At 71.3% G+C, this 22210-nt stretch carries 19 protein-coding genes; 13 read left to right on the forward strand and 6 right to left on the reverse strand.

Going from position 1 to position 22210, the window contains the following annotated elements:
• Positions 1 to 9: 9 nt before the first annotated feature.
• From recC to AC30CM_RS00400, 4 genes are read left to right on the forward strand one after another with little or no spacing between them, the layout of a single operon-like run.
• Complete coding sequence (gene recC, locus AC30CM_RS00385) at positions 10 to 3321, forward strand: exodeoxyribonuclease V subunit gamma (protein WP_490114828.1); 3312 nt, start codon at positions 10 to 12, stop codon at positions 3319 to 3321.
• Positions 3282 to 6635, forward strand: coding sequence for a UvrD-helicase domain-containing protein (locus AC30CM_RS00390; RefSeq protein WP_490114829.1), 3354 nt, complete (start codon positions 3282 to 3284; stop codon positions 6633 to 6635). Before recC ends, AC30CM_RS00390 begins: the two co-directional genes overlap by 40 nt.
• A gap of 53 nt (positions 6636 to 6688) precedes the next feature.
• A complete protein-coding gene (gene recD, locus AC30CM_RS00395; protein WP_490115039.1) occupies positions 6689 to 8377 on the forward strand; it encodes an exodeoxyribonuclease V subunit alpha in 1689 nt (562 codons plus the stop codon).
• A gap of 56 nt (positions 8378 to 8433) precedes the next feature.
• Positions 8434 to 9066 (forward strand): SOUL family heme-binding protein, encoded by a 633-nt coding sequence (locus tag AC30CM_RS00400; protein ID WP_490114830.1) that lies wholly within the window; start codon positions 8434 to 8436, stop codon positions 9064 to 9066.
• A 63-nt stretch (positions 9067 to 9129) separates the two neighbouring features.
• On the opposite strand, the gene AC30CM_RS00405 is transcribed toward AC30CM_RS00400, so the two are convergent.
• A complete protein-coding gene (locus AC30CM_RS00405; protein WP_490114831.1) occupies positions 9130 to 9585 on the reverse strand; it encodes a carboxymuconolactone decarboxylase family protein in 456 nt (151 codons plus the stop codon).
• Positions 9586 to 9671: 86 nt separating this feature from the next.
• On the opposite strand from AC30CM_RS00405, the gene AC30CM_RS00410 reads away from it, so the two are divergent.
• On the forward strand, positions 9672 to 10010 hold the full coding sequence (locus AC30CM_RS00410; protein ID WP_490114832.1) for a GNAT family N-acetyltransferase: 339 nt from the start codon (positions 9672 to 9674) through the stop codon (positions 10008 to 10010).
• On the opposite strand, the gene usfY is transcribed toward AC30CM_RS00410, so the two are convergent.
• Positions 10011 to 10307 (reverse strand): protein UsfY, encoded by a 297-nt coding sequence (gene usfY / locus AC30CM_RS00415; protein WP_490114833.1) that lies wholly within the window; start codon positions 10305 to 10307, stop codon positions 10011 to 10013.
• A 336-nt stretch (positions 10308 to 10643) separates the two neighbouring features.
• Here usfY and AC30CM_RS00420 point away from each other — a divergent pair, with 336 nt between their 5' ends.
• The 3 genes from AC30CM_RS00420 to AC30CM_RS00430 all read left to right on the forward strand — a co-directional run bounded on the left by AC30CM_RS00420 (position 10644) and on the right by AC30CM_RS00430 (position 14051).
• The gene (locus tag AC30CM_RS00420) at positions 10644 to 12275 is read left to right on the forward strand and encodes a fatty acyl-AMP ligase (RefSeq protein ID WP_490114834.1); all 1632 of its coding nucleotides are present in this window, start codon (positions 10644 to 10646) and stop codon (positions 12273 to 12275) included.
• Between the two features lie 106 nt (positions 12276 to 12381).
• Positions 12382 to 13203, forward strand: coding sequence for a GAF and ANTAR domain-containing protein (locus AC30CM_RS00425; RefSeq protein WP_490114835.1), 822 nt, complete (start codon positions 12382 to 12384; stop codon positions 13201 to 13203).
• The gene (locus AC30CM_RS00430; RefSeq protein ID WP_490114836.1) at positions 13200 to 14051 is read left to right on the forward strand and encodes an NYN domain-containing protein; all 852 of its coding nucleotides are present in this window, start codon (positions 13200 to 13202) and stop codon (positions 14049 to 14051) included. The genes AC30CM_RS00425 and AC30CM_RS00430 overlap by 4 nt, the downstream gene beginning before the upstream one ends.
• On the opposite strand, the gene AC30CM_RS00435 is transcribed toward AC30CM_RS00430, so the two are convergent.
• On the reverse strand, positions 14052 to 14405 hold the full coding sequence (locus AC30CM_RS00435; protein ID WP_490115040.1) for a DUF732 domain-containing protein: 354 nt from the start codon (positions 14403 to 14405) through the stop codon (positions 14052 to 14054).
• A gap of 46 nt (positions 14406 to 14451) precedes the next feature.
• Positions 14452 to 14883 (reverse strand): very short patch repair endonuclease, encoded by a 432-nt coding sequence (locus AC30CM_RS00440; protein ID WP_490114837.1) that lies wholly within the window; start codon positions 14881 to 14883, stop codon positions 14452 to 14454.
• A gap of 71 nt (positions 14884 to 14954) precedes the next feature.
• On the opposite strand from AC30CM_RS00440, the gene AC30CM_RS00445 reads away from it, so the two are divergent.
• Together AC30CM_RS00445 and AC30CM_RS00450 are read left to right on the forward strand one after the other, a co-directional pair.
• A complete protein-coding gene (locus tag AC30CM_RS00445; RefSeq protein ID WP_490114838.1) occupies positions 14955 to 16235 on the forward strand; it encodes a DNA cytosine methyltransferase in 1281 nt (426 codons plus the stop codon).
• Complete coding sequence (locus AC30CM_RS00450) at positions 16223 to 17374, forward strand: DNA cytosine methyltransferase (RefSeq protein ID WP_490114839.1); 1152 nt, start codon at positions 16223 to 16225, stop codon at positions 17372 to 17374. The genes AC30CM_RS00445 and AC30CM_RS00450 overlap by 13 nt, the downstream gene beginning before the upstream one ends.
• A 3-nt stretch (positions 17375 to 17377) precedes the next feature.
• Here AC30CM_RS00450 and AC30CM_RS00455 read toward each other — a convergent pair whose 3' ends face one another.
• The gene (locus AC30CM_RS00455; protein ID WP_490114840.1) at positions 17378 to 18163 is read right to left on the reverse strand and encodes a glutaminyl-peptide cyclotransferase; all 786 of its coding nucleotides are present in this window, start codon (positions 18161 to 18163) and stop codon (positions 17378 to 17380) included.
• Between the two features lie 149 nt (positions 18164 to 18312).
• On the opposite strand from AC30CM_RS00455, the gene AC30CM_RS00460 reads away from it, so the two are divergent.
• On the forward strand, positions 18313 to 19251 hold the full coding sequence (locus AC30CM_RS00460) for a cyclopropane mycolic acid synthase family methyltransferase (RefSeq protein ID WP_490114841.1): 939 nt from the start codon (positions 18313 to 18315) through the stop codon (positions 19249 to 19251).
• Positions 19252 to 19338: 87 nt separating this feature from the next.
• Positions 19339 to 20220, forward strand: a complete 882-nt coding sequence (locus AC30CM_RS00465; protein ID WP_490114842.1) for a cyclopropane mycolic acid synthase family methyltransferase — start codon at positions 19339 to 19341, stop codon at positions 20218 to 20220.
• Between the two features lie 33 nt (positions 20221 to 20253).
• On the opposite strand, the gene AC30CM_RS00470 is transcribed toward AC30CM_RS00465, so the two are convergent.
• Positions 20254 to 21504 carry a KasA/KasB family beta-ketoacyl-ACP synthase gene (locus AC30CM_RS00470; RefSeq protein ID WP_490114843.1) on the reverse strand — a complete coding sequence of 417 codons (1251 nt, stop codon included), beginning with the start codon at positions 21502 to 21504 and terminating at the stop codon, positions 20254 to 20256.
• A 193-nt stretch (positions 21505 to 21697) separates the two neighbouring features.
• Between AC30CM_RS00470 and AC30CM_RS00475 the strand changes: the two genes are divergently transcribed.
• Positions 21698 to 22132, forward strand: a complete 435-nt coding sequence (locus tag AC30CM_RS00475; protein WP_490114844.1) for a hypothetical protein — start codon at positions 21698 to 21700, stop codon at positions 22130 to 22132.
• The last annotated feature ends 78 nt before the right edge of the window (positions 22133 to 22210 follow it).

Below are 22210 nucleotides of genomic sequence, written 5' to 3' on the forward strand. Positions count from 1 at the left end.
CTGGTCTCGATGGGCCTTCACCTGCACCGTGCCGAACGCACGGACGTGCTGGCGGCCGGTCTGGCCGAGCTGCTGACCGTCGCGCCGGCGGACCCCTTCGCAATGGAGTTGGTGCTGGTGCCCGCCAAGGGCGTCGAACGCTGGCTCTCGCAACGGTTGTCGCACGTGCTGGGTCGCGGCAGCGGCACCGACGGCGTCTGCGCCGGCATCGAGTTCCGCAACCCGGCGTCGCTCGTCGCCGAGCTCACCGGCACCACCAACGACGACCCGTGGGCTCCCGACGCCCTCGTGTGGGCCGTGCTCGACGCCGTCGACGCCTGCCTCGACGAACCGTGGTGCCACACCTTGGCGGTGCATCTGGGCCACGTCGAGGCGAACGCCGACGAGCGCGAACTGCGGATGGGGCGGCGCTACGCCGTCGCGCGCCGCATCGCGGGCCTGTTCGCCTCGTACGCGCGCCAGCGCCCCGAACTGCTGCGCGGGTGGCTCGACCCGGCCGACGCGGGGACGTCGCTGCCCGACGACCTGGCGTGGCAGCCGCACCTGTGGCGCGCGGTGACCGCACGTGTCCCCGCCGACCCTCCGCACGTCCGGCACGCCGATACCGTTGCCCGACTGCGTGATTCACCGGCAGACCTGCCGCAGCGACTCTCCCTGTTCGGCCACACCCGCGTGCCCGCCACCGAGGTCGAGTTGCTCCGGGCGCTGGCGGTCCACCACGAACTGCACCTGTGGTTGCCCCATCCCAGCGATGCGGCGTGGCGCGCGCTGGCGGCGTCGCCCACGTTCCGTGGCCCGGTCCCCCGGCGCTCCGACCTCAGCCACCGCGCCGTCGGTCATCCCCTGTTGGCGACGCTGGGGCGCGACGTCCGGGAACTGCAGCGCGCGCTGCCGACGGACGTGGCCGGCGACGAGTACCTGCCGGGTGCGCCACACCCGGACACCCTGCTGGGGTGGCTGCAGTCCGACATCGGCGTCGATGCCGTGCGGCCGCGGGGGCGCAGGTATTCGCCGCGGGACCGGTCGGTGCAGGTGCACGCCTGTCACGGTCCGGCGCGGCAGGTCGACGTGCTGCGCGAGGTGCTGTTGGGCCTGCTCGCCGACGATCCGACGCTGGAGCCGCGCGACGTCCTGGTGATGTGCCCGGACATCGAGACGTACGCCCCGCTCATCAACGCCGACTTCGGCCTGGGCGACGTCCTCGACGGGGCGCACCCGGCACACCGGCTGCGCATGCGGTTGGCCGATCGTGCCCTCGTCCAGACCAACCCGCTGCTCGGCATCGCGACGCAACTGCTGGCGTTGGCGGGCAGCCGCGCCACGGCCAGCGAGGTGCTCGATCTGGCGCAGGCGGCGCCGGTGCGCGCCCGGTTCGGCTTCACCGACGACAACCTCGAGGACGTCACCCGCTGGGTGCGTCAGGCGAACGTGCGCTGGGGCTTCGACCAGGAGCATCGCCGACCGTACGGCGTCGACTTCGTGCACAACACGTGGCGCTTCGGCATCGACCGGATCCTGGCCGGGGTGGCGATGTCCGACGATTCCCACGCGTGGCTGGACGCGACGCTGCCGCTCGACGACGTCAGCAGCAACCGCGTGGAACTCGCGGGCCGGTTCGCGGAGTTCGTCGATCGCGTTCGGCGGGCCGTCACCGCGCTGTCGGCGGCGCAGCCCCTGCGCGCGTGGCTCGCCGAGCTGGCGGCGGGGGTCACGTCGCTGACGCTGACCGGTGACGCCGACGCGTGGCAGCTCGGCCAACTCGAGCGCGAGTTCGCCGACGTGCTGCACGCCGCGGGGCCCCGCGCCGAGGTGGTGCTGCGTCTGCCCGACGTCGAGGCGCTGCTGCGTCGACGCCTGGCCGGGCGGCCGACGCGCGCCAACTTCCGCACCGGGACGCTGACGGTGTGCACGATGGTGCCCATGCGGTCGGTGCCGCACCGCGTCGTGTGCCTGGTGGGGCTGGACGACGGCGTGTTCCCGCGTCGCGGGATCGTCGACGGTGACGACGTGCTGGGTCGGGATCCGATGACCGGCGAGCGCGACACCCGTTCGGAGGATCGTCAGTTGCTGCTCGACGCGGTCGGCGCCGCGACCGAGACCCTGGTGGTCACCTACACCGGGGCCAACGCGCACACCGGGCAGCCGCGACCGCCGGCGGTCCCACTGGCCGAGCTGCTGGACGCGCTGGAACGGACCACCGAGACGCCTGCCGCGACGGTGCGGGCAGGGGTCGTCGTGCATCATCCGTTGCAGCCGTTCGACGTTCGCAACGTCATGCCGGGCGCGCTGGTGCCCGGTAAGCCGTTCACGTTCGACCCGACGGTGCTGCATGCCGCCCGCAGCAGCGTCGGGGAGCGGGCGGAGCGGCCGCCGTTCGTCTCGGGTCCGCTGCCCGCTCCCCCACCCGCGGACGTGGAACTCGCCGACCTGGTGGGCTTCTTCCGCGACCCGGTGAAGGGGTTCTTCACGGCCATGCAGTACACGCTGCCGTGGGACGTGGACGGGGTGGACGACGAGATGCCGATCGACGTCGACGCGCTCGAGGAGTGGACCGTCGGGGATCGCATGCTCGCCGACATGCTGCGGGGTTTCACGCCCGACGACGCCCGCGACGCCGAGTGGCGCCGCGGCACGCTGCCGCCGGGCCGGCTCGGTTGGCGCAAGGCCACCGAGCTGCGCGATCAGGCGCACCTGCTGGCCGAGGCGGCACGGCAGTTCCGGCGCGTCGAGCCGCGCGCCTACGACGTCGACGTCGACCTGGGTGGGGGGCGTCGGCTGACGGGCACGGTGGCGCCGGTGTTCGGCGATCGCCTGGTGTCGGTGACGTATTCGAAGCTCGGCGGCAAGCACCTGTTGTCGTCGTGGATTCCGTTGTTGGCGTTGTACGCTCGCGATCCGTCTCGGGAGTGGTCCGCGGTGTGCGTCGGTCGCCCGCGCCGCGGCACGACGCCGCGCGAGGAAGGTCTCGGCAGGCCGCAGGACTCGGCGGTGCGGCTGCTCGCGGACCTGGTGGCGATGTACGACGCGGGCCGCAGGGAGCCGTTGCCGTTGCCGGTGAAGACGTCGTATGCGTGGGCGTGCGCGCGGCATTCCGGGGACGATCCGGAGCAGGCGGCGTCGTTCCGGTGGCGGTCGGGCCGCTTCCCGGGCGAGGAGGAGGATCCGGCGCAGGTGCGGGCCTGGGGTCCGGGCGCGCGGCTGCGGGATCTGATGCAGCCGGTGCGCGCCGGCGAGGAGGTCGAGGGCGAATCCCACCGGCTGGGTGCGTATGCGGCGCGACTGTGGCTGCCGCTGCTGCGGGCGGATCGGAGCCCGCGGTGACGGCGGCGTTCGACCTCGTGGGCCCGCTGCCCGAGACGAACACGACGACGGTGCTGGAGGCCAGCGCGGGGACGGGCAAGACGTTCACGCTGGCCGGGTTGGTGACCCGCTACGTCGCCGAGGGGCACGCGCGGCTGGATCAGATGTTGCTCATCACGTTCGGGCGCGCGGCCAGCCAGGAGCTGCGTGATCGGGTGCGACGCCAGATCGCGGACGCGGCAGCGGCTTTCGACGATCCGTCGGTGGTCGGCGACGACGAGGTGTTGCGGCACCTGACGTCGGGGCCGCCCGACCTCCTGGAGGAGCGCAGGCAGCGGTTGCGCGATGCGCTGGCCGGTTTCGACTCGGCGACCATCGCGACGACGCATCAGTTCTGCCAGCTGGTGTTGACGTCGTTGGGCGTCGCAGGTGATTCCGACCCGGGGGTGACGCTGGTCGAGGACCTGACCGAGTTGGTCACCGAGGTGGTCGATGACCTGTACCTGGCGCACTTCGGTCAGGAGCGCGAGCATCCGGCGTTGTCGTACCCGGACGCGCTGCGTCTGGCGCGCGAGGCCGTCGGCAACCCGGCCACCGAGTTGCGGCCGGTCGACCCCGATCCGGACAGCCGCGCGGCGGTCTGCGTGCGGTTCGCCGGCGACGTGCTCGCCGAGGTCGAGCGGCGCAAGCGCCGGGTGGGCGTGCTGGGTTACGACGACCTGCTGACGCGGCTCGCGGGTGCGTTGGCGGCGCCCGATTCGCCTGCCAGGGCGAGGATGTCGGCGCGCTGGCCGATCGTGATGGTCGACGAGTTCCAGGACACCGACCTGGTGCAGTGGCAGGTGATCGACCGGGCGTTCAGCGGTCGGTCCACGGTCATCCTGATCGGCGATCCGAAGCAGGCCATCTACGCGTTCCGCGGCGGAGACATCGTCACGTACCTGAGCGCGGCGGAGACCGCGGGCGCCAAGCGGACGTTGGCCACGAACTGGCGCAGCGATGGCGCGTTGGTGCAGCGGCTACAGGTGGTGTTGCGGGGCGCGGCGCTGGGCGACCCCCGCATCGTGGTGCACGACGTCACGGCCGCGCACCCCGGGACCCGGCTGGCCGGGGCGCCGCGGCCGGATCCGTTCCGGCTGCGGGTCGTGAGGCGCGAGACGTTCGGCAGGCGCGGGACGCAGAACGTGCCGATCGCCGAGATCCGCAGGCACGTCGGCCGCGACCTGGCGGCCGACGTCGGACGGCTGCTGGCCGGCGGGGCGACGTTCGACGGCCGGCCCATCCGGGCGGGCGACGTGGCGGTGATCGTCGAGACGCACCGCGATGCCCGCACGTGTCAGCAGGCGTTGACGGACGCGGGCATCCCGTGTGTCTACACCGGCGATTCCGACATCTTCGGCTCGGCGGCCGCTGCCGATTGGCTGGGGTTGCTGGAGGCGTTCGATCAGCCGCATCGGCCGGGGGTGGTGCGTGCGGCGGCGGCCACGATGTTCTTCGGGTACACCGCGGCCCAGCTCGTCGAGGGTGGTGACGAGCTGACCGACCGCGTCGCGGAGACGTTGCGGGAGTGGGCCGCTCATGCCCGCGATCGCGGCATCGCGGCGATCTTCGAGGCGGCGCAGCTGTCGGGGATGGCCGACCGGGTGTTGCGGTGGCGCGACGGTGAGCGGCACATGACGGATCTGGCGCACGTGGCGCAGCTGTTGCAGGAGGTCGCGCACCGCGAGCGCCACACCCTGCCCGCGCTCCGGGATTGGCTGCGCGCCGAGCGTGACGATCGCGGTGACGGGCGCACCGAGCGCAACCGCCGGCTCGACAGCGACGCCGCGGCCGTGCAGATCATGACCGTGTGGGTCAGCAAGGGATTGCAGTACCCCATCGTGTACCTGCCGTTCGCGTTCAACCGCTTCGTGCCGGAACCGGACGTCGTGCTGTTCCACGACGGCGACACGCGGTGCCTGTACGTCGGGGGTCCCGACGGCCCGGATCATCTGGAGGTGACGCGGCAGGGCAGGCGCGAGGCGGCGGGTGACGACGGCAGGCTCACCTACGTCGCGCTGACGCGCGCTCAGGCCCAGGTGGTGGCGTGGTGGGCGCCCTCCCGTGACGAGCCCAACGGGGGGTTGTCCCGGCTGCTGCGGGGCAGGCAGCCCGGCGACGGCGCGGTGCCCGACGCGTGCGTGCCCGCGAAGGTCTCCGACGATCAGGCGTGGGATCGGTTGCGGCAGTGGGCAGATGCTGGCGGCCCGGTGCTCGAGGAATCGGTGCTGGCGGCCGCTCCCGAGCTGCCCCCGGCCGAGCCGCCCACCGGTCTGGACGTGCGTCGGTTCCAGCGCGGCATCGACACGGCGTGGCGGCGCACGTCGTACTCGGGGTTGATCCGAGCCGGCGAGTCCCCGGCGATGAGCAGCGAACCCGAGGTGGTGGAACTGGACGACGAGTCCGCCGAGGTGCCCGCGACGACGCCCGTCGGGGCGGAAGCCGGTCGAGAGGTGGCGTCGCCCATGGCCGAGCTGCCCACCGGGGCCACGTTCGGCAGCCTGGTGCACGCGGTGCTGGAGACCGCCGACCCGCAGGCGTCCGATCTCGAGGCCGAACTGGGGATGCGGGTGCGCGAGCAGCTGCGGTGGTGGCCGGTCGACGTGGCGGCCGAGGAACTGGCGGCCGCACTGGTACCCATGCACGACACCCCGCTCGGGCCGATCGCGGACGACCTCGCACTGCGGGCGATCGGTCTACGGGATCGCTTGTGCGAGTTGGACTTCGAGTTTCCGCTGGCCGGCGGCGATCTGCGCACCGGACCCGCCGCGGACCTGCGGTTGCGGGACGTGGGGGCACTGGTGGCGCGCCATCTGGCGGCCGACGACCCGCTGGCGTCCTACGCCCAGCGGTTGTCCGGTGACGTGTTGGGCCCGCAGTCGCTGCGCGGCTACCTGAGTGGGCAGATCGACGCCGTGCTGCGCATCCCCGACGGCACCGGGCACCGCTACGTGGTGGTGGACTACAAGACCAACTGGCTCGGCGACGGCGATCACCCGTTGACCGCGGCCGACTACTCGCGGCCGCGGCTCGTCGAGGCCATGCTGCATTCGGACTACCCGCTGCAGGCGTTGCTGTACGGCGTCGTGCTGCACCGCTTCCTGCGGTGGCGGCAACCCGGTTACGAACCGCAGCGGCACCTGGGCGGCGTGCTGTACCTGTTCGTGCGCGGCATGTGCGGACCGCAGACGCCGGTGGTCGACGGGCATCGCGCGGGCGTGTTCGAGTGGCGGCCCCCGGCGACGCTGATCGTCGCGACGTCGGACCTGCTCGACGCGGGGAGGCCGGCCTCGTGACCGCGCCGCTGGATGCCGCGGACTGGCGCCGCGCCGCGGGGGCCACCGGGTTGCTGCGCACGTTCAACGACGCCGGTGTCCTGGAGGCGTCGGACGTGCTGGTGGCGCAACGGTTGTGCGCCCTGGGCGGGGAGCCCGACGAGCGGGTGGCGTTGGCGGTGGCCTGTGTCGTGCGGGGGCTGCGGGGCGGTTCGGTGTGCGTGGCCCTGCGCGACGTGCCGGGGCAGGTCGATCAGCCCGAGTTGCCGTGGCCTGCGCCGGATGCGTGGTGGGCGGCCGTGGCGGCCAGTCCGCTGCTGACGCGCGACCACGTGCTGCGCGCCGAGGGTGAGACGCTCTACCTCGACCGGTATTGGCGCGAGGAGGGCCAGGTCGCCGCCGACGTGGTGGCGATGCTGGCGGCCGGTGCGGATCAGGCACCCGACGCCGACGTCGACCGGCTGTTCCCCTCCGGTTACGCCGAGCAGCGGGCGGCCGCCGAACTGGCGCTGCGCCAACGGTTGACGGTGCTCACCGGTGGCCCGGGGACCGGCAAGACGACGACGGTGGCGCGGCTGCTGGCACTGTTGGCGGCCCGGGCCAGGGACGCGGGGCGGCCGCCGCTTCGGATCGCGCTCGCGGCTCCCACCGGCAAGGCGGCGGCACGCTTGCAGCAGGCCGTCACCGAGGAGGTCGAGCAGCTCGACGCCGTCGACCGTGCCCCGCTGGCCGGGTTGCGGGCCACGACGTTGCACCGGCTGCTGCGCCGTCGGCCGGACAATTCGTCGCGGTTCGTGCACGACCGCACCAACCGGTTGCCGCATGACGTCGTGGTGGTCGACGAGACGTCGATGGTGTCGCTGACGATGATGGCGCGGCTGGTGGAGGCGGTGCGTCCGGAGGCCCGGCTGCTGCTCGTGGGGGATCCGGATCAGCTGGCGTCGGTCGACGCGGGCGCGGTGCTGGCCGATCTGGTCGAGGGCCTCGGTGGGCGCGCCGACGTCCGCATCGCGCGGCTGCGGACCCCGCACCGCTTCGGGGCGGCGATCGGCGACCTGGCCGCCGCGATCCGCGACGGCGACGCCGAGCGCGCGCTGCAGGTGCTGGCCTCGGGCGACCCGCACGTGGCGTGGATCGACGCCGAGGATGCGGCGACGGCGCTGCGGCCGGTGGTGTTGCCGCAGGCGCTGGCGCTGCGGCGAGCGGCGATCGCGGGTGCCGGTGCGGCGGCGTTGGCGGCCCTCGACGAGCACCGGCTGCTGTGTGCGCACCGCCGCGGTCCGCACGGGGTTGCGCACTGGAATCGTCAGGTGCAGCGCTGGCTGGGCGAGGCGACGGGCGAGGCGGTGGGTGAGGCGACGTGGTCGCCGTGGTACGCGGGCAGGCCGGTACTGGTCACCGCCAACGACTATGGCCTGAACCTGTACAACGGCGACGTCGGCGTGACGCTGGCCGGGGACGGGGGGCCGCGGGTCGTGGTGGCGGGTACCGACGGGCCGGTGGAGTTCTCCGCGGGCAGGCTCTCGGACGTCGAGACGATGCATGCCATGACCATCCACAAGAGCCAGGGTTCGCAGGCCGCCGAGGTGACCGTCGTGCTGCCGCCGCCGGAGTCCCGCCTGCTGACGCGCGAGCTGTTCTACACGGCGGTGACGCGCGCCAAGCGGACGGTGCGGGTGGTGGGTTCGGCCGCGCAGGTGCGCGCCGCGGTGGCTCAGCCCGCGGTGCGGGCGACGGGGCTGGCGTCGCGGCTAAGGGCCTGATCCTTGGTGACTTTCAGCAGGTTTGGAGGGGCGCCGACAATGGGAACCTCCCGATCATGATTCGTCGTGTCGCATCGATCGTCGGGCAGGTGGCGGAGTCGGCGTTGTCGATCGTCGGCATCCGCGGAGGCACCGAGGAGCCGTCCCACACCTCCGAGCCGTTGGGCGACGGGGTGGAGTTGCGGCGCTACGGGCCGCGCATCGCGGCGGAGACCACGGTCGCCGCCGACGAGGAGGCGTCGCGCAACGAGGGGTTCCGCAGACTGGCGGGTTTCATCTTCGGCAAGAACCACGATTCGGCGAGCATCGCGATGACGGCGCCGGTGGTGCAGTCCGGTCGCAAGATCGCGATGACGGCCCCGGTGTCGCAGTCCGCGGAGGACGTGGACGTGGGCGAGGGATATGTCATCCGCTTCTTCATGCCGTCGTCGTGGACCATGCAGACGCTGCCCACCCCGAACGACGACCGGGTGCGGCTGGTGGAGGTGCCGCCGCAGACGGTCGCGGTGCTGCGTTTCACTGGGGACCGTGGTCCGGACGCTGTGGCACGGCGCACCAAGCAGCTGCTCGACGTGCTGCACGACCATGGCTTCGAGCCGGCGGGTGAGCCCGCCGCATGGTTCTACGACCCGCCGTGGACGCTGCCGTTCGTGCGGCGCAACGAGGTCGCGGTCGAGATCAGGGTGTGATGCGGCCGGGTGTGATGCGGCCGGGTGTGATGCTGCCGAGCAGGGACGGGCGTCTCTGACCCGTCAGGGCCGGACCCGGTGCCGGGACAGGATCGATACCCGGTTGAAGGCGTTGATGGCCACGGCGACCCACACCGCCGCAGCGATCTCGTCGTCGGTGAGGGTCGATCGCGCGCGGGCGTATTCGCGTTCGGCCACGTCGTGGTCGGGCAGCGTCGTCGTGATCTCGGCCAACCGGAGTACTGCGCGTTGCCGGTCGTCGAACAGCTCGGTGTCGCGCCAGACGGCGAGCGTGGCGAGCTGCTTGGCGGTCACGCCGGCGGCGACGGCCTTGCGGTGGTGCGTCTCCAGGCACGTGGGACAGCCGTTGAGCTGCGACACCCGGACGTTGATCAGCTCGACGGTGGCGCGGTCCAGGCCGGCCTCGGCCGCGGCCGTGGTGACGGTGGTCGCGAGCCCGATCGCGGCGCGCTGGGCCTGCGGGGTTTGGGCGTCGACGTGCACGTGCTCGGTGTCCATGCGGCTCCCGTACGGTCGGCCTCGCCTCGGCGGCGGCCGACGCGTCGGTAGAGTCGGCGTCGATCGTACGCACCCAGGAGGACCGAATGTCGTTGACCGACAAGACCGGCGCACCGGTCGACGTCACCAGGGGTGATGGACGGTTCACGATCGCGGTCGAGGGAAAGCCGGTAGGGCTCACGGAGTTCGCGGACTTCGGCGACCTGCGCGTGTTTCCGCACACCGAGGTGGACGAGGCCTATGGCGGCCGCGGCCTCGGCACGCTGGTGATCGAGCAGGCGTTGGCGCAGACGCGTGCGGAGGGCATGCGCATCGTGCCGGTGTGCCCCATGGTGCAGGCGTTCACCGACGAGCACCCGGAGTATGCGGCGGTCGTCGCGAAGCCGACGCGCGAGATCGCGGCGTGGTTGCGCGAGCGGGGCTGACTAGCGGCGGCGCTCGGGGTGTTCGGCCAGCCAGCGCCGTTCGACACCCTTGACGCGGTGGTGTTCCAGGCTCACCAGGATGGCGCCGGCGGTCACCAGCGCTCCGGCGATCAGGCCCAGCGGTAGCTGTAGGTCGGCCCGGCCGTAGGCGGTGGCGGCGACGAATCCGGCGATGAGCGCGGTGCCGACGCCGATCAGGATGAGACCTGGCAGGAACAGGGTGTCGATGAACGATTCGCCGGCACGCGGTTGGGTGGTGCGGGAGTGGTCGACGGGGTCGTGGTGCGCGCCCTTCATCTGGGTCTCCCCTTTCCTCGGAGATCCCCTCATGTTACGCCGGTTGTGACTCGCGTCACATGTGCGCGCGGGTACGCGCATCGCAGCCGGGCACTCACCACGCAACCGACGTGGCGGGTGTTTCCCGGCAGGCACGGTAACGTCAGGTCTGGTTGATCAATCAGCCAACCGGACCCGTCACGGTGGCGACCTCGCGTCCCCGCCGGAAGCACCGCTGGTGCCGCGACGCAGGCCGATCACTCAGGTCGCGCGCGTCGAATGGCGGAATACCATCACCACAGCAACGAAGATCCTCGCCCACCGAGCCGGGCCGCCGGCCGGCGAGGCCGGGCGCCCATGAGCGCCTTCACCGAGACCATGTACGCCAACGCCCGAACGAGCACCAAGGGCATGGTCACCGGCGAGCCCAGCGCACCGGTGCGCCACACCTGGGCGCAGATCCACGAGCACGCGCGCCGGATCGCCGGCGGTCTGGCGGCGGCGGGCGTGGGACCGGGAGACGCGGTGGCCGTGCTGGCAGGCGCGCCCGTCGAGATCGCCCCGACGGCGCAGGGCATCTGGATGCGCGGCGCCTCGCTGACGATGCTGCACCAGCCCACTCCTCGCACCGACCTGCAGCGGTGGGCACGTGAGACCACCGCCGTCATCGCGATGATCGATGCCGCCGCGGTCGTGGTGTCGGAACCGTTCCTGCCCGCGGCGCCACTGCTGGCGAGCCTTGGCCTGAACGTCGTGACCGTCGAGGAGCTGTCGGCGGCCGAGGCTGTCGATCCCGTGGACACCTCCGACGACGACGTGGCGCTGCTGCAGTTGACGTCCGGGTCGACGGGGTCGCCGAAGGCCGTTCGGATCAGCCACCGCAACGTCGTTGCCAACGCCGAAGCGATGTTCGTCGGCGCCGAGTTCGACCACGACCGCGACGTCATCGTGAGCTGGCTGCCGTGCTTTCACGACATGGGCATGACCGGTTATCTCACGGTGCCGATGTACTTCGGCGCCGAGTTGGTCAAGGTCACTCCCTTGGACTTCCTGCACGACACGCTGCTGTGGGCCCGGCTCATCGACAAGTACCGCGGAACGATGACGGCAGCACCCAACTTTGCCTATACGTTGTTCGCGAAACGGCTGCGCCGCCAGGCACGGCCAGGTGAGTTCGACCTGTCGAGCCTGCGCTGGGCACTGTCGGGCTCCGAACAGGTCGACCCGGCCGACGTCGAGGACCTGCTCGAGGCCGGTGCACCGTTCGGGCTGCGTCCCGAGGCCATCCTGCCGGCGTACGGCATGGCGGAAAGCACTGTGGCCGTGTCCTTCTCCAGCGCGGGCAGCGGCATGATCGTCGACGAGGTGGACGCCGAACTGTTGAGTTCGCTGGGTCGGGCGGTACCCGCCTCGCGCGGTCACACGCGTCGGCTCGTCACGCTCGGCCATGCGTTGAAGGGCTTGGACGTGCGGGTCGTCGACCAGGGCGCGGTGCTGCCGGCTCGCGCCGTCGGCGTGCTGCAGATCCGGGGCGAGCCCGTCACCGCGGGTTACACGACCGGCGACGGGTTCGTCTCCGCGCAGGACGAGGACGGGTGGTACGACACGGGGGACCTCGGTTATCTCACCGAGACGGGCCTCGTCGTGGTGTGCGGACGCGTCAAGGACGTCATCATCATGGCGGGTCGCAACGTCTACCCCACCGACATCGAGCGGGCTGCCGCGCGGGTTCCCGGTGTGCGGGCAGGGTGTGCGGTCGCGGTGCGGATCGACGGCGGGCAGTCGCGCGAGACCTTCGCGGTGGTGGTGGAGTCGCGTGAGTTCGATCAACCCGACGAGGTGCGTCGCATCGAGCGTCAGGTCGCCCACGAGGTGGTGGCCGAAGTGGACGTGCGGCCGCGGAACGTCGTGGTGGTGGAGCCGGGCTTGGTCCCCAAGACCGCCTCGGGGAAGTTGCGTCGGTCCCATGCGCTGCTGCTCCTGGGGTAGGTGATGCCGAGCGCGGACTGCCTCCGCCCGCATGCCGCCGCGAGTAGATTCGGGCCTGGACGTGTCGACCCTCCGCCCACGCGCCTACCCAGCTGGAGATGAGGGAATGGCCGACTTCGACGCCCAACCGGGCCGCGTCGCACCTGCACGGTGCGCCCCGTCGGTCGAGCAGCTGCGCGCCGACGAGGCAGCCCTGCACCTGGGGGTCACCGGTGTGGCACGCATCGTGGTGGACGCTCAGGACGTGCCGACGCTGCTTGCCGCGCTGGCCGAGTTGGCGCTCGGCGTCGTCCCCGGCGCTGACGGGGCCGGGGTCGCCGTGTTCGACGATGGGCAACCGACGTGGTCGGCCACGGCGGGCGTGGCGCACGACGTCGACGTGTTGCAGTACGACCGGCTCGGCGAGGGACCGGGTGTGACGTGTGTCGAATCGGGCCGCAGCACCGTCAGCTCCACGATCGGCAGTGACGCGCGCTGGCCTCGGTTGCGCGGTCAGGTGGCCCGCATGGGTGTGCACTCCGCGCTGGGGGTGCCGTTGCGCCTCGGGGCCGATGTGATCGGGGCGATCAGCGCCTACGCCGTCGCGCGGGATGCGTTCGACGAGCGCGAGGTGCTGCTCGCCGAGCGGTTCGCGACGGTCGCCGCGGCGGCGGTTCACAACGCGCAGGCACTCGCGGCTGCGCGGGAACGCGGGGACAGGTTGCAGCGGGCGTTGGCCTCCCGACCGGTGATCGACCAGGCGGTCGGCATCATCCGCAGTCGTTCCGGCGGGGACGCCTCCGATGCCTTCGGACGACTGACCCAGCTCAGCCAGACCGACAACGTCAAGGTCGCCGACGTCGCCGAGCGGCTCGTCGACGAAGCCGTGCGCCGCGCCCGGTCGCGTCGCGAGGCCAACGACGGACCTTCCGCCACACTGGACCCATGACCGACACCGAAGGCACCCGCGTCGCGGTCTACCTCGACTTCGACAACATCGTGATCTCGCGGTACGACCAGGTCAACGGCCGCAATTCGTTTCACAAGGACAAGGCCAAGGGCCTGGAGCAGGACCGGTTGCAGCGCGCCACGGTCGACGTCGGCGCGATCATCGACTTCGCCTCGTCCTTCGGCACCTTGGTGCTCACCAGGGCGTATGCCGACTGGTCGGCCGACGTCAACGCCGACTACCGCGGGCAGTTGGTGGCGCGCGCGGTCGATCTGGTGCAGTTGTTCCCGGCGACGGCGTACGGCAAGAACGGTGCCGACATCCGGTTGGCGGTCGACGCCGTCGAGGACATGTTCCGGCTACCGGATCTGACGCACGTGGTGATCGTGGCCGGCGACTCGGACTACATCGCGTTGGCGCAGCGCTGCAAGCGGTTGGGACGCTACGTCGTCGGCATCGGCGTCGCCGGCTCCTCGAGCCGGGCGCTGGCGTCGGCGTGCGACGAGTTCGTGATCTACGACGCGCTGCCGGGCGTTCCGGTGTTCGAGCCCGAACCCGAGCCCGAGCCTGCCAAGAAGTCGGCGCCGCGGCGCAAGGCCAAGGAGTCCGAGCCCGATCCTCAGGACGCCGCGACGGCGCTGCTTACCCGCGCCTTGCAGATCGGGCTGGAGAAGGACGACGCCGAATGGCTGCACAACTCGGCGGTGAAGGCCCAGATGAAGCGCATGGACCCGTCGTTCAGCGAGAAGTCGTTGGGCTTCAAGTCGTTCAGCGACTTCCTGCGCTCCCGCACTGACCTGGTCGAACTCGACGAGAGTTCCACGACGCGGTTGGTCAAGCTGCGCTGATCACGCCTCGTCGAGCAGGTGTTCGTGCTGCGGGCAGTACGCACCGATCGAGACGCCGGTGAAGAACGCCGACTGCCCGTCCGAGAGCCCCGATGCCGCACCCAGCCGGTCGGCCACGTCGAGGACGGGCGCGCCGCCGTCGAGTTCGACGCACAGCGCCTTGGCGCGGGCGACCGTGGTCGCGGCGTCGTCGGTGGGGATGCCCATGAAGCCCAGCGTCTCGAGGAACGAGTCGTCGGGTTCCTCGGCCCCCGCCGGCGCGGCCACCGTGATCGCCGCAGCGGTCACCGCCGCGATCGCCGTCGCGATTGCCGTCGACGTCCCGGCGACCGCCGTCATCACCGTGCCCACCATCACGCTCCTCGCCTCACGGCAACCAGCCTCACAGCAACTTGCCAGACTAGGGCGAGTCTAGCCGTCTCCGGCGCCGCACCACGTCGGCCACCCGCTCGGCGGCCACCGCGGGATCCTCGTGCTCCCAGATGCGCACGCTCTCCCATCCGGCCTCGGCCAGCCGGGCGTCGGTGTCGCGGTCGCGGGCCCGGTTGCCTGCCACCTTCTCGGCCCAGAACGTCGCATTCGCCGCGGCCTTGGTGTGGTGCTGCGGGCAGCCGTGCCAGAAGCACCCGTCCAGGAACACCGCGACGCGGGCGCGGGTGAACACCAGGTCGGCGGTCCGCCGCAGGCCGGCCAGCGGTCTGACCGACACGCGGTAGCGCAGGCCCATGGCGTGCACGGCCGAGCGCAGCGCCAGTTCGGGCCGGGTGTCGCGACCCTTGTTCGCCTGCATCCTGGTTCGGGCCTCGGGCGAGGATGCCCACGACTGCGCCATGGCTTCACACTATGGCGGCACGCCGCACCACCTGCGCCGAGCGGCGAAAGACCCTGCATACGATCACCTCGATGTCCCCCTCGACCGCGACCAGCCCGCGCCCTGCGTCCCGCGCCGAGGCGGCGGGCGAGCGGTTCCAGGTCCGCGACGGCAGCTATCAGCGTCGGGTCGCGCGCCGCACCGGCGGCGTCGTCACCAGCACGCTGGCGGCCGCTTCCCGGCCCGACGCCCCGTCGGTGAGCGCCGACGAGGCCGAGCGCGCGTGGCTGCGCAGCACCACCGCACCGGTGTGTGACTCGGGGCGCGACGCGGTCACCGCCGTGGACCTGTTCTCGGGCTGCGGCGGGCTGTCCATCGGGGTGGCCGAGGCCGCCCGCGCGCTGAACCGGCCCTTTCATCCCGTGTTGGCCGTCGACCTCGACCCGATCGCCATCGGCACGTACGCCGCGAACTTTCCCGCCGCGACGACGGCGTGCGGTGACGTCGCCCGGTTGTTCGACGGCCGCGTCGGCGCGCGGCTCACCCCGGGTGAACGCACGTTGGCCACGACCGCGGTCGACGTCCTCGTCGGCGGGCCGCCGTGCCAGGGCCACAGCGACTTCAACAACCGCACGCGCCACGTCGACGCCAAGAACGAGCTGTACCAGACCATGGTGCGCGCGGCGGAAGTGCTTGGCCCGCAGCATGTCCTGATCGAGAACGTGCCGGGTGCCCGCAACGATCGCGGCCGGGTGGTGCAGCGCACCGCGGATGCGCTGGCGGCCATGGGGTATCACGTCGAGGTCGACGTGGTGGACCTCAGTGAGATCGGCGTTCCCCAGACCCGGCGCCGGTTGGTGCTGCTGGCCAGCCTCACCCACGCGGTCTCGCCTGCCGAGGTGGTGCGGCGGCATCGTCGCGGCCTGCGCACGGTGGCCTGGGCGTTCCAGGATCTCGAGGACGTCGACGAGCAGCGCCGCACCGCGCTGCCCGACGCCGTCGCCCGCAGCGCCCCGGACACCCGGCGGCGCATCGACTACCTCTTCGAGCACGCCGTGTTCGACCTGCCCGACGCGCAGCGTCCGGCGTGCCACGCCCAGGGGGGCCACAGCTACAAGTCGATCTACGGCCGCCTGGCGTGGGATCGCCCGGCGCAGACCGTCACCACCGGGTTCTACAGCATGTGCATGGGCCGCAACGTGCATCCCAGCCGGCGCCGCACCATCACGGCCCACGAGGCCGCGCGGCTGCAGTACGTGCCGGACTGGTTCGACTTCACCGGCGTGCGGCAGCGCACGGCGCTGGCCCGCATGATCGGCAACGCGGTGCCGTCACGGCTCGGTTACGCCGTTGCGCTGGAATGGCTTCGATGAGGACGGTGGGCCTGTTCGCCGGCATCGGTGGGCTCGAACTCGGCATGGCGGCCGGCGGGCACCAGGCGGCGCTGCTGGTCGAGAACTCGGGCCCGGCGATGCACGTGCTGCGGCGCCGCTTCCCCGATGCCAAGCTCGACGCCGACGTCCGCGACGTCGTCGACCTGCCGCGAGGCACCGAGCTGATGGTGGCCGGGTTTCCGTGTCAGGACCTCTCCAGCGTGGGCCGCAAGGCCGGTATCGACGGGGCGCGCAGCAGTCTGGTGGGCGAGGTGCTGCGGTTGGCGGACGCGCACGAGGTGCCGTGGCTGGTGCTGGAGAACGTGCCGTTCCTGATGTCGTTGAGCCAGGGCGCCGCCCTGCGCCTGGTCACGGGCAGCCTCACGCGGCTGGGGTACCGGTGGGCCTACCGCGTGGTCGACACCCAGGCGTTCGGGTTGCCGCAGCGGCGCAATCGGTGGTACCTGGTGGCCAGCCGCACCGCCGACCCGAGGCACGTCCTGCTCGCCGACGAAGCCCAAAGACCTTCCGCCACATCGGATTACCCCGACGTGGCCTGCGGCTTCTATTGGACGGAGGGCATGCGGTCGTTCGGGTGGGCCGTCGACGCGGTGCCACCCATCAAGTGCGGGTCGTCGGTGGGCGTGGCCTCTCCCCCGGCCATCCGCATGCCCGACGGCGGCTACGTCACCCCCGACGTCCGGGATGCCGAACGGCTGCAGGGGTTTCCGGCGGACTGGACGGCGCCGGCGGAGGAGGTGGCGCGCTCCGGTGAGCGGTGGCGCATGGTCGGCAATTCGGTGAGCGTCCCGGTCGCGGCGTGGATCGGTGGCCGGCTCACCGACCCGGGCCACTACGACGCCATCGGGGACGTGGCGTGGGCTGGGCCGAAGTGGCCGCGCACGGCCGCGTGGGCCGGTCTCGACGGCGTGGTGCACGCCGCCGACGTCGGCCCGTGGCCGGTGTGGGCGCCGCGGCGGCCCCTGCACCGGTTCCTGGAGCATCCCGGCAAGCCGCTGTCGGCGCGGGCGGCGCGCGGCTTCCTGGGCCGCACCCGCAAGGGCACCCTGCGCTTCCCGGCGGGTTTCCTGGACGAACTCACCGCGTACGCCGACCGCGCCTCGGGGCAGCCGTCCTGACGGCTACGCCCCGGGGATGCGCACCCGGTAGGTCCACGGCCATTCCTTGGCGTCCACCAGGAACTCGTCGCCGCCGACGTGGGCGATGCCGCTGAACACCTGCACCGCGGGCTGCCGGGGAGCGCCGGTGAACAGGCCCGACATGTCGGCCACCAGGGTGATGCGGCCGCTGGCGGGGTCGATGCGGGCGATCTCGTCGGTGGGCCACAGGCTGGCCCACACCTGTCCGTCGACGCATTCGATCTCGTTGAGCCCGGTGACCGGCGCGCCGTCGCGGGTCACGGTGACGCTGCCGCTCTGCCGGAAGTCGCTGGTGGTGAAGGTCCGCAGTTGCCCGCCGCCGTCGGTGACGGCAAAGTGGTCGCCGTCGAGGCAGATGCCCCATCCGATGTCGGGGCTCACGGGGATCTCGCGCACCGGTCGCAGGCTGGCCCGGTCCCAGACGATCACGACGCCGTTCTGGTAGGTCAGCTGCCAGATCTGGTCGCCGACGACGGTGAGCCCCTCGCTCCAGTACTCCGGCTTCAGCGGCGTGGAGCGGAGTACCTGCCCGGTGGCGGGGTCGAGTTCGCGCATCTCGGACCTGCCCTCGCGGCCGGTGGCCTCGTAGAGGATGCCGTCGGCGATCTCGAACCCCTCGGTGTAGGCGTCGGGGTCGTGGGGGATCTGGGCGAGCACGACCGGCCGCACCACCGGCACGGTCGCCGGCTCGGCGCTGCCGACCGCGGGCCCGAGCACCTGGCATCCCGCCAGCACGGTCGCGACCACCGCGATCCTGAACATGCGCATGTCTGGCATGTCTACCCGCTCGGCTCGGGCGCCGCGAGTGCGGCGTCGTCGGACGGACCCGGCAGAGGTAGGGTCGGAAAGCCGGCTCGGTGAAGCAAAGGCTGGTTGGCCTCCGATAGTTCGACCTCGACTGCCGACAGGGAGATCAGATGAGTTCTTCAGGTGATAAGCGAGCCACGCAGACCGCACAGTCGAAGTGGCTGTCCAAGTCCGCGTCCGACACTCGCGGCTCCGACAAGGGTGAAGTCCAGTTCCACTACGACATCTCCAATGACTTCTTCAAGTTGTGGCAGGACCCGTCGCAAACCTACAGCTGTGCGTACTTCGAGAAGGACGACTACACGCTGGAGCAGGCGCAGTTGGCCAAGGTCGACCTGTCGCTGGGCAAGCTGGGCCTGGAGCCCGGCATGACGCTGCTCGACATCGGCTGCGGTTGGGGTTCGACCATCCAGCGCGCCGTGGAGAAGTACGACGTCAACGTCATCGGGTTGACGCTGTCGGAGAACCAGAAGCAGCACATCGAGCAGAACCGGTTCCCGAACATCGACACCACCCGCAGCATGGAGGTGCGGCTGCAGCCGTGGGAGGAGTTCGAGGGCAAGGTCGACCGCGTGGTCTCCATCGGCGCGTTCGAGCACTTCGGCTTCAACAAGTACGACGACTACTTCAAGAAGACGTTCAGCTGGATGCCCGACGACGGCGTGATGATGCTACACACGATCATCATTCCGGAGGACGAGGAGATCAAGGCCAAGGGCCTGCCCCTGACCATGTCGAACGTCCGGTTCATCAAGTTCATCATGGATTACATCTATCCCGGCGGCCGCTTGCCGTTGGCGTCGATGGTCCGCGACGCGGCGGTGCGCAACGGGTACACCGTGACCCGCGAACAGCACCTGCAGCCGCATTACGTCAAGACGCTCGACACGTGGGCGGCGAACCTGAAGGACAAGAAGGACGAAGCCATCGCGATCACCAACGAGGAGATCTACGAACGCTTCTACAAGTACCTGACCGGCTGCGCGGATCTGTTCCGCGACGGTTACACCGACGTCGCGCAGTTCACGTGTGAAAAGGCACCTGCCTGACGGTTTTGGTAAATTCAACGCGGTCGCAACGCATTTGGGCCGCAAGCGCAACGAGTCCGAGGGGTCGGACGGAAATGGGTCGGGGCAATGGTCAAGCAGAAGGCCGGAGCGGACATGGAGCCGCGCTATGACGACGTACAGGCGCACTACGATCTGAGCGACGAGTTCTTCGGCACGTTCCTCGATCCCACGCGCACCTACAGCTGCGCCTACTACGAGCGTGCCGACGCCACGCTGGAAGAGGCGCAGCTGGCGAAGATCGACCTGGCGCTGGGCAAGCTGGGCCTCGAGCCGGGAATGACGTTGCTGGACATCGGATGCGGCTGGGGGTCCATCCTGCGTCGGGCCGTGGAGAAGTACGACGTCAACGTCGTCGGGTTGACGTTGAGCCGCAACCAGGCGCGGTACGCGCAGGACCTCCTCGACGGGTTGCCCAGTGAGCGGTCGCGGCGCGTGCTGCTGCAGGGGTGGGAGCAGTTCGACGAGCCCGTCGACCGCATCGTCAGCATCGAGGCCATCGAGGCGTTCCCGCAGGAGCGGTACGCGCCGTTCTTCAAGCTCTGCAGCAGCCTGCTACCCGACGACGGTCGCATGGTGCTGCAGGCCATCCTCGGTCACCCGCTCAAGAAGTGGCCGGAGATGGGGATCCCGGTGACGATGACCGATCTGCGGTTCATGCGGTTCATCGCCAAGGAGATCTTCCCGGGCGGCTCGGTGCCCGGCGACGAGGACATCGAGAACCTCTCCCGGGAGGCCGGCTTCACCGTGGCCGACAAGCAGCTGCTCGACGAGCACTACGTGCGCACGCTGTCCACGTGGGCCGAGGCGCTGCAGGCGCACCACGACGCCGCGGTGGCGGCGACGTCGGAAGAGGTGTTCCAGCGCTACATGAAGTACCTGACGGGCTGCAGCGACTTCTTCCAGCGCAAGATCAGCGAGCTGGGTCAGTACACCCTGGTCAAGGGCTGATCAGGCCTTGACCGGCGCCTGAACCGCCCTCGGTCAGGCCGCGCCGAACGCCAGGGCGACGTTGTAGCCGCCGAAGCCAAAGCAGGTGCTCAGGGCGCTGCCGTAGCGGGCTTCGCGGGGGTCGCCGGCCACCACGTCGAGGTCGACCGCCGGGTCCGGGGTCGTGTGGTTGCGGGTGGCGGGCAGCACGCCGTCCCGCAGCGCCTGCACGGTGAGGATGGCGTCGATGGCACCCGTCGACCCCCAGGAGTGCCCGAGCGCACCCTTCGGCGCGTACACGGGGGGTCGGTGGGCGCCCAGTGCCCGATGGAGGGCGTTGGCCTCGGCGAGGTCGCCGTCGCGGGTTCCCGACGCGTTCGACACCACGGCGTCGATGGCGTCGGGCGCCAGCGCGGCGCGCTCGAGTGCCTGCGTGATGGCCGCCGCGGCCGACTCACCGCTGGGTTCGGGCGCGACGTCGTCGTAGCCGTCGGAGGTGATGCCTGCGCCCAGCAGCCGGGCCAGGATCGGCGCACCGCGCTTGCGGGCGTGCGCCTCGGATTCCAGCAGTAGCAGCGCGCCGCCCTCGCTGAACACGGCGCCGTTGCGGTGCGCGTCGTAGGGCCGGCACGCGCCGGCCGGATCGTCGTTGTCGGTCGAGAGCAGGCCCAGCCTGGTGTAGGCCGCCAGGGTGGCCGCGCCGATCCAGGTGTCGACGCCGCCGCAGATGGCCACGTCGGCCTCGCCGAGCGCGATGTGCTTCCACGCCTCGGCGATGGCGGAGGCGCCCGAGGCGTCGGCCATCAGGGGACAGATGATGCCCGCCTTGGCCTGCCGTTCCAGCCCGACCGCCGCGGCGGGCGAGTTGGGCATGTACATCTGGACGGCCAGCGGTGAGACCGCCTTCATCTTCTTGCTCTTGAAGTCCTCGTAGAGGTTGACGATCTCCTCGGCCGTGCCCAGCGCCAGCCCGATCGACACCATCAGCCGCGTGGTGTCGACGTCGGGTTCGCCTGCCGCGGCCCACAGGCGGCGGCTCAGCACCGTCGACATCTTCTGCAGGTAGGACAGCCTGCGGAGTTCCACGCGGTTGAGGTGGCTGTCGAAGTCCTCGGTGAGCGGGCCGCCGATGCGGACGTCCAGGTCGAACCGAGTCACCTCGGGCTTGTCCAGGGTGCGGATGCCGCTGCCACCGGCCAACAGTCCCTGCCACGTCTGCTCGGCGTCCGGCGCCAGGGACGTCGTCGAGGTGACGGCGGTGACGACGACGTCACCGAAGTCGCTTCCGGTTCTCAGTGCTGCCATGCCTTCTCATTCCCCACCGGCGGATCCTCTTCCCCACTCCACGGATATCACACGGGTACGCCGACCCGTCCACGGTTTCCCAAGCCTCGCACAGCATCGAGGCGGCGTGCACGTCCGTGCCCGGCGGGGGCCGTCGCGGGCGTCGCTAGACTTCGGCACTGCCACGACCGTGTGGTCTCAGGAGGTGGACGCGTTGGCCGCCGTAGCGCAGGGGATGCTGATCGCCGGCTTGCTCGTCGTGCTGGTCGCCGCCGCGTTGGCGGTGGTCCTGGGCAGACGCTCCCGGGCGCTGCGGGCGGCGCGCCGGCCCGTCGTGCCGGGCATGCCGACGGGCGCCCCGGCGGAGTGGGCGGAGGCGCACACGCCGCAGGCGCGCATGCACCGCCGCCTGGTGGAGCTGGCCCTCGAGGTCCACCAGCTACCGCTGGCGGACGACGCGACGGACCGGGCGGTGGCGGCGCAGAATCGCATCGCCGAGCTGGATTCGCGGCTCATCGCGGTGGGTGCGGGCCCCGACGCCGGGCGTCGCGGCGCGGTGATGACGCTGCGTGGCGAACTCGCCACGCTGGAGGCCGAGGTCACCGCGCTGCGGCAGCTGCCCCCGGCGTCGCGCGGCCAGGACGGCTAGCCGTACGGACGTCCTGCTGGCGGCCGTGCTGGGCTAAACTGTGACCAGCACCGGAGCCTGCGATAGTCGCATGGGCAG

The organism is Mycobacterium sp. DHQP2018-32-09 (assembly GCF_058148405.1).